Origin of the sequence: Enterocloster citroniae, from assembly GCF_040545455.1 — a bacterium.
Lineage (GTDB): Bacteria > Bacillota > Clostridia > Lachnospirales > Lachnospiraceae > Enterocloster > Enterocloster citroniae.
The window spans coordinates 20,560-33,399 of the sequence record NZ_JBEPLZ010000013.1 but is presented as its reverse complement, the minus strand read 5'-3'; the positions used below and the strand labels follow the sequence as shown (position 1 = coordinate 33,399).

The following is a 12,840-nucleotide window of genomic DNA, read 5'->3' as shown; positions in this document are numbered from 1 at the left end:
GTGACTTTATGAGTTATGTAAACTCATGGTCATGCGGAATAAAGGAGAATGGTTATGAAGAAAAACAGATTATTAGCAGCAGCATTATGTCTGGCTATGGCATTGACCGCAGGGTGTTCCCAGGATAAGAAACAGGAGACGGATACTACGGCAGCAGCTGTTTCATCAGCAGCCGGAGAGGAAAAGGGGAGTTATCCTGTTCCTAAACTCACATTTTTATGCCCGAGTGATGCGGGCGGGGCAATGGACAACAATACCCGTTTCCTGGCGCCCTACCTGGAAAAGCATCTGGGGGCATCTGTGGACGTGATTAATATGGGGGGAAGCGCGTGTTGGGTAGGCTGGAAACATTTGACAGAATCTCCTACTGACGGCTCCATGATCTCCTATGCAAACTTCCCCAATATGCTGACAGGATACCTGGACCCGGCGGCATCCATTGGGATGGACAGGACCAACTTCGAGTTCCTGGCCCTGTACACGTCAGATGACAATATCATCATGGCTAAAAAGGATGAGACAAGGTTTAAAGATGCCAAGGAATTTTTTGAATATGCTAAAAATAATATTGTGACCATTGGTACTGCGGGGGCCAGGACGGATGATGCGGTGGCGGTTGCCATGCTGGAAAAGGAACTTGGGTTTGAATTCCAGCATGTGCATTATCAGAATTCCGCAGAAGGATTTGCAGCAGTCATGGGCGGACATATCGATGTTCTCATGGGTAATGTGAGTGAGGCTGTTAACAAGGGTGAAGAGATTATGCCGGTTGTGGTATTGTCCCAGGAGCGGAGCGAATATTTGCCTGATGTCCAGTGCACCTATGAAAATGATATCAAGGTAGCTGCATCCTCCAGCCGTGGCGTGATCGCAGCAAAGGGGCTGGATCCCGCTGCCAAAGAGGCACTTCTGAAAGCGCTGAAAGCAACCATGGAAGATCCGGATCAGCTGGCAGAAGCAAAAAAGCAGGGAATTGCTGTAACACCTATCTACGGTGATGACTTTGAACAGTGGATGGAGCAGCAGGAGGAGTCGATCAAGGGAATCTTTGATCTGTTGGACGAATAATAAAAAAGACTGCATAAAATGAAATTCTTTGGAGGCTATGATGATAAAAGCGATTAAATTTGAAAAACCATGGGATGTGGCCTGTGTGGAAAAGGAAATGCCGGTGCCGAAAAAGGGGGAAGCCCTTATACGGGTAAGATCAGCGGGGATATGTGGTTCTGATATTGGAGCATACAGGGGGACCAATCCCCTGGTATCCTATCCCCGGGTCATCGGACATGAGATTGCAGGTGAGATCATTTCCATATCAGAGGATAACCGGGGACAGCTGAAGCCGGGTGACCATGTGATCGTGGATCCCTATTTATACTGCGGCCACTGCTATCCATGTTCCATTGGAAGGACCAACTGCTGTACGGATCTAAAGGTTCTGGGAGTTCATGCTGAGGGAGGTATGGCGGAATATTTTGTCCATCCTGAGAACATGCTGGTCAGACTTCCGGACGATATGCCATGGGATTTAGCTCCCATAGCGGAACCTCTTACCATAGCCCTTCACGGTATCCACAGAGGAGGATTAAAAGCAGGAGAATATACTGCGATCATCGGAGCCGGCCCCATCGGAATGCTGGCTGCCATGACAGCCCTTGCTTACGGCGCAGAGCCGATTATGATTGATTTGGTGGAAGAACGGCTTTTGCAGGCAAAGCAGCTGGGAGTCAGGTACACCATTGATTTAAGAAAAGAAAATGCAGAGGAAAAGGTCAGAGAGTACACAGGCGGGAACATGGCCCATCTGGTAATGGAATGCTCCGGCGCAAATGCAGCCGTCAGGTCCACTCTTGACTTGGTGTGCAATGCGGGCAGGATAACCCTGACAGGATGGCCGAAAAATGAAACCCCTCTCCCTACTGATGTGATTACCAAAAAGGAAGTGGACATTCGCGGGGCCAGGACCAGTGCCAATGAATTTGAGGAGGCGATCCGGCTGATCCATTCCGGGCAGGTGGACGCAAGACAGATCCTGACTAAAACCGTAAGCCTGGATGAGGCTGCAGATACCATAAGGGATATTGAAAAAAATCCCGGAAATTATATGAAGGTAAATGTGATGATATAGCTCGATCTTCAAATTCCCCCGCCTGTGGGGCGGCCGGATGAAAGAGCGGTTACGTTCTCTCATCCGCGGCAGTACTAAAATGCAGAAAACAGCAGACGCCCTACATTTAGTAACAGATGTATTCAGTGACAGATGTATTCGGTGACATATGTATTCAGTGACAGATGTATTCAGTGACACATGTGTTCCGGAGACATGGACGGTGTTTCCGGAGTGATGATGATCTGATCTGCCAGGATCTTCACCCGGCATAGCTGTCCCGGGAAAAAGTTGGCCATGATCAGATATTCAAAGTCAGCGCCGTAGTTTTGGATACATTCCTGGGTAATTCTGAAAAGCCATTGTCCGATTACCATTTCTTCATCCATAGAAGGCTCCTTTCAAGTTGGTCTTATGGGTCGGTTTTTGTTAAGTAAAATCAGAATAGCACAAGGGTGGGGGGAAAGTAAATTAAGATATCGTAAAAAAATGATTTGGTGTTAGTATAAAAATATCTCCGGAGAGGGCTGTGTGAATGCCTATTTCCGGAGATATATTTGGGTTTGCTGATTATTTCTGAATCAGCTTCTGCATTTGTTCTATTTCTTTTTCCTGAACATCGATGATTTCCTGTGCCAGCTGTTTTACCTCTTCCTCATCCGTATAGTCCAGGATGTCCTTGGCCATGTCCACGGCCATCTGGTGATGCATGATCATGCCCTCGGCAAAAGCCTGGTCAATGTTGTCAACGCCGGAAGGATTAATGTGGTGTGACATGGAATCATCAGAAAACATTTCGCTGTATTTTGCCAGGTAGGCATCTTCCTTATCCTGGTTTTTCTTACCTTCTTCCTCATATTTTTTGATCAGGTCATTCATCTGCACCAGTTCTTTTTTCTGAGCCGTAATGATGTCCTGTGCCAGGGTCTGCAGATCAGATACCTCTCCGCCGTAATTCAGGTAGCTCTCCGACATTTTAATGGCCGCCTCATGGTGGGGGATCATGCCTTTGAGAAAGTCAATGGAAGCACTTCCGGATTTTTCACGGATCATCATGTCCTCCATCATGTTCATCATGATGGAATCCTGTTCCGTGAGATACCGGCTCAGATCATCTGTACCGGCTGCCTGGCCGCCATGGGAAGAGTGGTCCATGTGGCTGTCGGACATGGAACTGCCCTGGGCTGCCTGATCACCTGAACCCATGGAAGCATTGCTGTCCGCGGTCACGCCGCTTTCAGAGGTGGTGCCGGTCTCCTGACCGCTGTCGCTTTTTTTGTTCATGGCAGCTGCAGCAGCTACAATGATGATGATCAGTGCAACACAGATTCCGATAATCCATAAACGCATATTCTTGTTGTTCATAATTTAAGTCTCCTGTAAATGTTTAATGGGTGGTTTTATAATAGAATGGTCTTATTATTTGTTGTTTTCTGGAAAATATACCAGCAGGGGAAAATGGAGGAGACTTGGAGAGTACACAAAGGAATCCGGGAGGAAACATTAAAAAAATATTTATCCGGGCTTTGCTTTGTGATAGACTAGTATCATGCATCAAAGTGATTTTTATGAAGTTATTTAATGAAATGTGGGAGAGAAGCTATGGATGAAACAATAACAATAGGGAGTATGAAGAAGATTGTAAAAGAATTCTGCGAGGCCCGAGACTGGGACCAATTCCATAATCCCAAGGATCTGGCAATCGGGATATCCACAGAGGCCAATGAATTACTGGATATATTCAGATTCCAGTCAGAGGAGCAGATGAGGGAACTGATGTCAGACCAAACAGTACGCAGCCACATTCAGGAGGAACTGGCGGATACACTTTTCTTTCTTTTAAGGTTTGCCCAGATGAATGATATTGATCTTTATGATGCGCTGACTGATAAAGTGAACAAAAACGGTCAGCGGTATACCATTGAGAATTCTAAAGGAAAAAACATAAAAATACATGGATAGAGATTAAGAGATACGCTGGCGCATTCCCCCTTCTTATAATATAATAGTGATCACAAAGATAAAAACACAGCGCATGTATCACATGCAGATCCGGTTGGTAGTCCGGACGGAAGACCCCTGTTCCTTGCCTGAACCGGTATTGACAGGCAGTTCTTCTAAGTAGCCCTCCTCCTTGGTCGTCCATTCTTTGTTCATAACATCTTAAAGGAGGAATTGTCATGGACAAAGTATCGGTAGCGCTGAGAGTATTTTTTGAGGATCCTTTCTGGATCGGCATCCTGGAACGGGTGTCGGAGGGCAGGATGACTGTGAGCAAAATAACCTTTGGCCCGGAGCCAAGGGATTATGAGGTACAGGAATTTCTTATGAAAAATTACTACAGTCTGCGGTTCAGTCCGGCTGTGGCAGCTGCTGTAAAGGAGAACCATGTAAATCCAAAGCGCATCCAGCGTCAGGTGAGAAGGGAACTTCAGGATACGGGCATGGGAACCAAATCCCAACAGGCTCTGAAACTGCAGCAGGAGCAGATGAAGACTGACAGAAGGGCCGTGAGCAGAGAGAAAAAGGAAACGGAGGCCAGACGCCAGTTTGAACTGAAACAGCAAAAAAAGAAGGAAAAGCACAGGGGCAGGTAATACTGCCTCTGTGCTTTTTTGCCATAAAATCAGGCTGATTCTGTTTTTTCCGCGCATCGCCAATCTCTAAGATTTACTTAGAGAGCTATTGCGATTATGCGTTTTACTTGTATTTGTATATTAATTATAATAAAGACATAAAAAACATCAACATATTATACATTGTGACGGTCATTGGACGATCTGAACCATTGGATGTCTGCTAAATGGAGTTATCACCTGTGTGTACGGAAGCGGCGCAGGCTGCGGAAAGCTATACCAGTTTTTACCAGCAAGAGATACAACGGTCCTGTGTTACAGTAAAAGTAATGTTAAATGTTTCCAGCACAGGACTGGTTGGCCCTCAGCCGGAGGATATAAGACCTGAGGCATTATGGAAAACCCCAAAAAATCCATTATGGCAGCCGTGGAGCCGGCCGGAGTCTGTAATATGTTTTGGAAAGGAACCGCAGGATATGAGCAAAAAAATGCTGGTGGTCAGCGCACATGGCGCTGACTGGTGTACAAGGGCCGGAGGGACTATTTTAAAATATGTAAACGCCGGCTGGGAGGTAACGGTATATGCCCTGACCTTTGGTGAACACGGTGAATCAGGGGCTTACTGGAAGGATCATTGGGGGACCAATGTGGAGGAGGTGAAGCATTGCCGCAAGACGGAAGCCCAGGCAGCGGCAGCGTTCATGGGAGTAAAAAGGATCGAGTTTTTTGACTATGGGGATTATCCTCTGGATATGGGAACTTCCAGAGTACAGGATCTGATCTGCCGAATCATGGATCTGCGCCCGGATGTGATATTGACCCACTGGATTGACGATCCCTTTAACATGGACCATGAAATCACAGGCAAGGCGGTTGTCAGGGCTGTCAGTGCATGCGGGATGAGAGGAGCTATACCGGATACGGATCCCCACTTTATTCCGGATATCTTTTTCTTTGAGACCACCATGCCCCATTCGGAATTTAATCATTTTGAGATAGACACATACCTGGACATTGGAGATGTCTTTGAGAAAAAGATACAGGCGGTCAAGCTGTTTGCAGCCCAGCCCCAGCTGGTGGAATACTACACCCGGTGTGCAAAGAACCGGGGGGTACAGGCAAATGACTGGTCAAGGGGCAGGCGCAGTATCCAGTATGCAGAGGGATTTAAGCGGTATGTGCCTTATCTGGGGGACTGTCTGCCTGTATCATCATTGGAGGAGCGTTTTATCAAGGAGGACGGATATGTATAAAATACTGATACCGGAGGATATTGCCCAATCAGGAAAACAATATCTTACCGACCGGGGGTATGAACTCAGGGTAGGGGTCCCCACGGATGTGGAAAGCTTAAAGCGCGAGATCGAGGATGCGGATGGGCTGATCGTGAGGAATGCCAGATATCCAAAAGAGGTGCTGGAAGCCGGAAAAAGGCTGAAGGTCATTGGACGCCACGGAACAGGGGTGGACAATATTGCAGTGAAGGAAGCTGAATTGCTGGGAATCCAGGTGGTTAACGGCCCCACTGCCAATATCAATGCTGTGGCGGAGTATACGGTGGGGCTGATACTGGCGCTGAGCTGCGGCCTGGTGCAGGCGGACCGGAAAACCCGGGCCAAGGACTGGACATACCGTTTATCCATGGAGCGATATGAGATTAAGGGTAAGACCCTTGGTCTTGTGGGATTTGGACGTATTGGCCAGCTGGTGGCGGATAAGGTTATAAGTGCCCTGGGCATGGACGTTATTGCATATGATATCCATTCAAATGCCCATCCCTTATCAGGAATCCGTTTTACCGGCTGTTTGGATGAGATTTTGTATGAAGCGGATTTTGTGTCCCTTCATATCCCATCCACACCTGAGACAAGGGGAATGTTTGATTACCAGTTGTTCTCTATGATGAAAAAGGGAGCTTATTTTATCAATTGTGCCAGAGGCGATGTCTATGTGGAGGAGGATCTGGTGCGTATATTAAAAGAAGGACATCTAAGTGGAGCGGCGCTGGATGTTTACAGCCAGGAGCCGCTGAAGGACAGTCCTCTGCTGTCCATGGAACAGGTAATACTGTCTCAGCATAACTCAGGGCTTTCCGAGGAGAGCAAGGACAGAATGTCACTGTATGCAGCCATGGGAGTAGATGAGGTACTGACAGGCAGGACACCTGCATGGCCGGTCAATAAACCACAAAAGTAAAAAATAAAAACCAGGAGGGTTAAGACTATGAGAAAAAGCAAACGTTTATTAGCACTTGCAATGGGGATGACACTGGCGGTGGGAATGACTGCCTGCGGTTCCAAGGAGGCAGCGCCCCGGACAACAGCGGCAGCGGCCCAGGACAGCCAGGCAAAGGACAGCCAGGAGGACAAGTCCAAAGACAGCGCACCAGCCGGAAAGGAGGCGGCTCCTGCGGCATCGGAAACTACATATAACTGGAAATGGGGAACAGTGGATTCCACATCCAACCCCAATTATGAGGCCATGGAGTATTTCTGCACCTTGCTGGATGAGAAAGCGCCTGGGAAATGGTCCATCCAGATCTATCCGGACTCCCAGCTGGGGGATGCGTCCCAGTTGTGTGAATCCGTCCAGATGGGTACTCTGGAGATGGCCTGTCCTGCCAGCTCCATTGTTGCAAACTACGTGCCGGATTACGGTGTGTTCGACATGCCCTATCTGTTCACCACGGCTGAAGAGGTGGATGCTGTCCTGGACGGTGAGGTTGGTGCAGAACTGGCGGCCCTGGCCGACAATGCCAACATGAAGCTGGTGGCATGGTGGGAGATCGGCTTCAGATGCCTTGCCAACAATGCCCGGCCTATCAACTCAGTGGAGGATGTAAAAGGGCTCAGGCTGAGGGTTATGAGCAATGAGGTGCACCAGGCTCTCTGGACCGCACTTGGGGCGGACCCGGTGCCCATGTCCCTGTCCGATGCCTATGTGGCCAACCAGAACGGGACCATTGACGGCCAGGACAATCCCCTTCACTCCCTGATCGCCAATTCCACCTTTGAGGTATGCCATTATATTGCAGTGACCAACCATGTGTACAGCCCTCTGGGGGTCATCGTGTCCCCCAAGGCCTGGGCATCCATGTCCCCTGAGGACCAGGAACTCTTTATGGAATGCATGAAGGAAGCCACAGCGAACCAGAAAAAGCTGGTGCGTGAGCAGAATGAGAAGGCGGCCAAGGAGCTGGAGGAAAAGGGATGTGAGGTGACCTATCCGCAGCTACAGCCGTTTGCGGACAAGATGGAGGTGGTGTACGAACAGTATCCCCAGTTTTCCGTATGGCTGGATAAGATCAAATAGGACAGGTGTAGCATGTATGATATATGTAATATGTATGATAGAGGGGACATGGGCGAATGTGTAAGGATGTAACGGAAGGAGCTGTGGATCGGTGAAAACCATAGACAAGATCAATTTACAAATCCAGAGGGTACTGGATGTGTTCCTGGGAGCTGCCAGCGTGGTCATGCTGGCAGTGAACCTGGCCCAGGTTCTGGGGCGGTATGTGTTCCATTCCAGTATCACCTGGTCGGAGGAACTGAGCACCTATATGTATGTGTGGATCATCTTCCTGGCGCTGTATGCAGCCTGTAGGGAGAGGAATGAACTGGGGATCGAGGTCCTGCGGTTAAAAGATCCGAAAGGGAGAAGGACGGTCCTGATGGTCCGTGAACTGCTGGGCCTGGCCGCCTGTGCGGCCTTCCTGTACGGAAGTGTCCTGATGATCAGAAACTCCCTGGCATTCCCGCAAAAGACCGCGTCCTTAAAGATCATCACGGCATACCTGTATTTCTGTATGCCGCTGAGCTTCACGCTCCTGGTCTGGATGAAGGCAGTGCATATCATCCATGATATCCGGTTTTTGTCAGGCAGGGAGACGGACGAAGCGGGCACAGGAAAATAGAGGAGAGGAAGGGAAATGTCTACAGCAGCAATTGTTCTTATCGTATCCGTGATCATCTTCGCGGTATTGGGAGTGCCCCTGGTGTGGTCGCTGGTTTTGGCCTGTGTCTGCTCCGTGGCGGCGGGAGGAACTTTGGATGCCCTGCCCATCCTGGTGCAGAGGATGTTTGCAGGGGGGCTGCAGTACTCCCTGCTGGCAATCTTTTTCTTTGTGCTGGCAGGTGCCATCATGCAGTATGGAGGGCTGTCCAAGCGCCTGGTGGATTTTGCCAACAGTCTGGTGGGGCACATCAGCGGAGGAGCTTCCCTGGTATGTGTGATCGCGTGTACATTTTTTGCAGCCATATCCGGGTCGGCGGTGGCCACCACGGCAGCCATAGGAGGGATCATGTATCCGGAACTGAAGCGCCTGGGATACCCGGAGGATTATGCAGCAGCCCTCCCGGCAGCGGCAGGAGTTCTGGGAGTCATCATACCGCCCAGTGTGCTGTTCATCCTGTACGGGAACGTGGCCAGCGTCTCGCCGGGGAAGCTGCTCATGGCAGGCGTGATCCCGGGTCTGATGGGGGCGTTTTTCATCTGCATCATGTGCTACGTGTTCGCAAAAAGGAAATCCTATCCAAGAAATGAGGGATTTGAGGCAAAAGTGGTGATTAAGACCCTGAAGGATTCCATCTGGGCCCTGCTGATGCCCATTATTATTCTGGGAGGAATCTACACGGGGATCTTCACCCCCACGGAATCAGGTGTGGCGGCGGCAGCCTATGGGCTCATCTGTGCCACTGTGATCTACCGGGATATGGATCTTGCTTTATTCAGGCGCGTGATCAAAGAAAGCTGCCGGACAACAGCCAATGTGATGATTCTGTGCATGGCGGCCACCTCCTTCAGCTACCTGCTCACCATTTACCAGATACCCGCGACACTGAGCCGGTTTCTGATTGCCAATGTGAGCAACCGCTACATGTTTATGATCGGAGTGATCATCCTGCTCCTGTTCCTGGGGATGTTTATGGATGTGGCGGCTTCTATCCTGATCCTGGCCCCCATGCTGGCGCCGGTGGCAGTGGCCTTTGGCATTGATCCCATCCAGTTCGGCCTGATCTTTGTGTTCACCATGGCGATTGGCCAGGCCACACCACCCTTTGGGACGAACCTGTTTGTGGCCTGCGGTTACAGCGGAAGGTCAGTGATGTCCATAGGGAAGCACTCCCTTGTATTCTGCAGCGCTTTGGTGCTTGTGATCCTGCTGTGTATGATATTCCCGGGCATTTCCACATTGCTTCCAGGCGTTATGACCCAGTAGGCGGTCTTAAGGGGAGGGAAATATGAAGTATGTAAGATTTTGCAGTCCGGACGGACATGTTGGAAGGGGTATTTTATCCGGACAGGAGATAGAAGAACTGGAGGGGGATATCTTTTCACAGTACCGGCTGATTGGAAGAAAGTACGGATTGCGGGAGGCAAAACTGCTGCCGCCCTGTGAGCCGGGGAAGATCGTGGGGGTGGGCGCAAATTACAAATCCCACCTGAGCAGCAAACATATGGATCCGCCCTCCTGCCCCAGACTTTTTATAAAGCCTGGTTCCTCGGTCATTGGGCCGGATGATAGGATCATCTGTCCGGATCCTGCCCATACGATCCACTTTGAAGGGGAACTGGCAGTGGTGATGGGGAAACGGTGCAGCAAAGTTCCGGAGGAAAAAGCATTGGACCATGTGTTTGGATACACCTGCATCAATGATGTGACAGACAGGACCATGCTGGAAGAGGACGGGCAGTGGACCAGGGGAAAGGGGGCGGATACATTTGCCCCTCTGGGTCCTGTCATCGCGGACGGGATCGATGGAGGCGATTTGATCCTTGAGACACGGGTCCAGGGGCAGGTGAGGCAGCATATGAGCACGTCAGACCTGTATTTCCCCATCCCATATCTCATTTCCTTTATCTCAACGTATATGACACTGTATCCGGGCGATATGATTGCTACCGGTTCACCGGTGGGAATGGGCCCACTTAAAGTGGGGGAGACGGTTGAAGTGGAAATACAGGGAATTGGCATCTTAAAAAATAAAATGACAGTAAAAGAGGTAAAACCATGAAGATAGAGAAAGTGGAATGCATTCCCATGGTATATCCCTTGGAGGAACCAATCTACAGCGGTGTGGGAAAATGCAGCCAGAGGCAGCTGCTTCTGGTTCGGATCTATACGGACAATGGCCTGGTAGGGCTGGGGGAGGCGGCTGCCTACGGAGGGCCGGTGCAGTCCACATTGACAGTGCTGGAACAGGAGATCGCCCCCATGCTCATAGGGGAAGACCCAAGGGATGTGGAGCGTATCTGGCACAAGTGTTTCTTTGCGCATTTTCAGCACGGAAGGTCAGGAATCCTGATCTCCGCCCTGTCAGGAGTGGATATTGCACTGTGGGACCTGCTTGGAAAATCTGCATTGACCCCTCTCTACCGGCTGCTGGGAGGATTTAAGAGATCTGCTCCCGTGTATGGCAGCGGCGGTTTTTATATGGAGAACAAGGGGATCAGGGAGCTGGTGCAGGAAGCAGAGCATTACGCTGACATGGGGATGAGGGGCGTTAAGATCAAGGTTGCCCGCACAGATACCCCGTTTTCCCTGGGAGTATTTAACCGGCCGGACAAGTGCAGAATGGTGACCATGGAGGAGGACATTGAGCGGGTGGCTGCTGTGAAAAAGGCCCTGGGAAATGACTGCCAGCTTATGCTGGATGCCAATGCGGCCTGGAGTTACCCGGATGCGCTGGCTGCGGGAAAGGAATACGATAAGCTGGGCATCCATTTTCTGGAAGAACCCGTCCGCACGGATGATTATGAGGGAAGCGCCCGGCTGGCTGCTGACCTGGTGACCAGGATAACCGGCTATGAGACAGAATGCCTGGCCACTAATTATATGAGGATGATACGGATGGGGGCAATGGATATGGTACAGCCTGACTTGAGCTGGTGCGGCGGCATCACACAAGCCAGAAAAATTGCAGCCATTGCAGAGGCCAATTTCATGGAATGCACAACCCATGTCTGGTCTTCCGGTATCCTTCTGGCCGCCAGCGCGCATTTCACTTGCGCGATTCCCAATGGGGCAACCATGGAATATGACCTGAGTGATAATATATTCAGGGATGGGCTTTTAAAGGAACCCCTGCGTCCCGACAGCAGCGGAGTGATCACTTTAAGTGATGCTCCGGGTTTGGGCATCGAACTGAGGGAAGAGATCATAGAGAAATACAGGATCTAGCCCTTTTGGTTTTCCCAATATTCCTTGGCAAGTTCAATAAAGTCCCGGGCAGCGCTGCTCAGGTATATGTCTTTGCGGTAGGAGATGGCCAGGTCCCAGCAGGGGTGACCGGGAAGGGCAAAATATACCACGCCTTCCGGATATTTCCGGGAATAAAAATAGGGCACCACACCGCAGCAATAGGTGGACTGGACCATCATTAAGATACTGACCGTGTTGGATGTCTCAAATAGGAGGCTGGGCTCAAAGCCCGCCTCCTTAAATGCGTTATCCACAATTTCATGCAGGGAGGATTCCTTAAATAAAAGTACAAAAGGAGTGTCCTTTATCAGGTCCAGGTTGATCACTGCCAGAGGCCGGCCGGGAGGATTGGCAGATCCGGCGGCTGGATGGGATGCAGGAAGGGCCAGCACCATTTCCTCGGAAATCAGGTTTTCATAACAATCACTGGTCCGCTGCTCCCTGGAAAGGGCGAGGAAGCCCATGTCAATGGAGCCCTGGACAATGGCTTCCTGCTGCTTGTACACATTCATTTCAACCGGTCTGAGGTCCAGGCCGGGATAGCGTGAATGAAGTTCCGGGTAGAGGGAAGCAAACATATAGATCCCCCTGCCATGGGTCAGTCCGATGGTAAGCGTGCCTGTTTTGGAATCGCAGATATCCTGGATCCGCGTATAGGTGTCGTGCTTGATCTTTAACGCATCCCTGGCACCTTCCACATAAATCTTTCCTGCTTCCGTAAGGTGCCAGTTTGTCCTGGAACGGTGAAACAGCCTGGTTCCCAGCTCCTGCTCCAGTTTCAGGAGCTGCTGGTTAAGGGCTGACTGGGAAATGAAGAGTTTTTCAGATGCTTTGGTTATATTATTTTCTTCTGCTATCTTAACGATATATTCTAATAATCGGAAATCCAATGCTGTATCTCCTTTGCGATTGATTGCATGATATGCCCCGGCATGGCAGTAATGCTGGTCTGT

Annotated in this window: 14 protein-coding genes; 11 read left to right on the top strand and 3 right to left on the bottom strand. The window is 50.1% G+C overall.

Going from position 1 to position 12,840, the window contains the following annotated elements:
• The first annotated feature begins 54 nt into the window (after window positions 1-54).
• Together ABID13_RS16865 and ABID13_RS16860 are read left to right on the top strand one after the other, a co-directional pair.
• Window positions 55-1,068, top strand: coding sequence for a tripartite tricarboxylate transporter substrate binding protein (locus tag ABID13_RS16865; RefSeq protein ID WP_045093810.1), 1,014 nt, complete (start codon window positions 55-57; stop codon window positions 1,066-1,068).
• 37 nt (window positions 1,069-1,105) lie between these two features.
• Window positions 1,106-2,128 carry a zinc-binding alcohol dehydrogenase family protein gene (locus ABID13_RS16860; RefSeq protein ID WP_354021079.1) on the top strand — a complete coding sequence of 341 codons (1,023 nt, stop codon included), beginning with the start codon at window positions 1,106-1,108 and terminating at the stop codon, window positions 2,126-2,128.
• A 170-nt stretch (window positions 2,129-2,298) separates the two neighbouring features.
• Here the strand turns inward: ABID13_RS16860 and ABID13_RS16855 are convergent, their stop codons facing one another.
• Window positions 2,299-2,496, bottom strand: coding sequence for a hypothetical protein (locus ABID13_RS16855; protein ID WP_007862706.1), 198 nt, complete (start codon window positions 2,494-2,496; stop codon window positions 2,299-2,301).
• A gap of 181 nt (window positions 2,497-2,677) precedes the next feature.
• Entirely contained in the window at window positions 2,678-3,472 is a 795-nt protein-coding gene (locus ABID13_RS16850) for a DUF305 domain-containing protein (RefSeq protein ID WP_045093808.1), read from the bottom strand.
• Between the two features lie 237 nt (window positions 3,473-3,709).
• Between ABID13_RS16850 and ABID13_RS16845 the strand changes: the two genes are divergently transcribed.
• The 9 genes from ABID13_RS16845 to ABID13_RS16805 all read left to right on the top strand — a co-directional run bounded on the left by ABID13_RS16845 (window position 3,710) and on the right by ABID13_RS16805 (window position 11,866).
• The gene (locus tag ABID13_RS16845) at window positions 3,710-4,069 is read left to right on the top strand and encodes a nucleotide pyrophosphohydrolase (protein ID WP_007862703.1); all 360 of its coding nucleotides are present in this window, start codon (window positions 3,710-3,712) and stop codon (window positions 4,067-4,069) included.
• A 218-nt stretch (window positions 4,070-4,287) separates the two neighbouring features.
• Window positions 4,288-4,704, top strand: a complete 417-nt coding sequence (locus ABID13_RS16840; RefSeq protein WP_007862701.1) for a YjdF family protein — start codon at window positions 4,288-4,290, stop codon at window positions 4,702-4,704.
• A gap of 455 nt (window positions 4,705-5,159) precedes the next feature.
• The gene (locus tag ABID13_RS16835; protein ID WP_045093806.1) at window positions 5,160-5,936 is read left to right on the top strand and encodes a PIG-L deacetylase family protein; all 777 of its coding nucleotides are present in this window, start codon (window positions 5,160-5,162) and stop codon (window positions 5,934-5,936) included.
• Window positions 5,929-6,879, top strand: a complete 951-nt coding sequence (locus ABID13_RS16830) for a hydroxyacid dehydrogenase (protein ID WP_048929413.1) — start codon at window positions 5,929-5,931, stop codon at window positions 6,877-6,879. Before ABID13_RS16835 ends, ABID13_RS16830 begins: the two co-directional genes overlap by 8 nt.
• A 27-nt stretch (window positions 6,880-6,906) precedes the next feature.
• A complete protein-coding gene (locus ABID13_RS16825) occupies window positions 6,907-7,995 on the top strand; it encodes a TRAP transporter substrate-binding protein (protein ID WP_048929412.1) in 1,089 nt (362 codons plus the stop codon).
• Window positions 7,996-8,086: 91 nt separating this feature from the next.
• Complete coding sequence (locus ABID13_RS16820) at window positions 8,087-8,599, top strand: TRAP transporter small permease (protein WP_007862694.1); 513 nt, start codon at window positions 8,087-8,089, stop codon at window positions 8,597-8,599.
• 15 nt (window positions 8,600-8,614) lie between these two features.
• Window positions 8,615-9,904, top strand: coding sequence for a TRAP transporter large permease (locus tag ABID13_RS16815; protein ID WP_048929411.1), 1,290 nt, complete (start codon window positions 8,615-8,617; stop codon window positions 9,902-9,904).
• A 22-nt stretch (window positions 9,905-9,926) separates the two neighbouring features.
• Complete coding sequence (locus tag ABID13_RS16810) at window positions 9,927-10,700, top strand: fumarylacetoacetate hydrolase family protein (protein WP_048929410.1); 774 nt, start codon at window positions 9,927-9,929, stop codon at window positions 10,698-10,700.
• Window positions 10,697-11,866 carry a mandelate racemase/muconate lactonizing enzyme family protein gene (locus tag ABID13_RS16805; protein ID WP_048929409.1) on the top strand — a complete coding sequence of 390 codons (1,170 nt, stop codon included), beginning with the start codon at window positions 10,697-10,699 and terminating at the stop codon, window positions 11,864-11,866. Before ABID13_RS16810 ends, ABID13_RS16805 begins: the two co-directional genes overlap by 4 nt.
• Here the strand turns inward: ABID13_RS16805 and ABID13_RS16800 are convergent.
• Entirely contained in the window at window positions 11,863-12,777 is a 915-nt protein-coding gene (locus ABID13_RS16800) for a LysR family transcriptional regulator (protein ID WP_048929408.1), read from the bottom strand. The two genes, ABID13_RS16805 and ABID13_RS16800, sit on opposite strands and share 4 nt — an antisense overlap.
• Window positions 12,778-12,840: the final 63 nt, after the last annotated feature.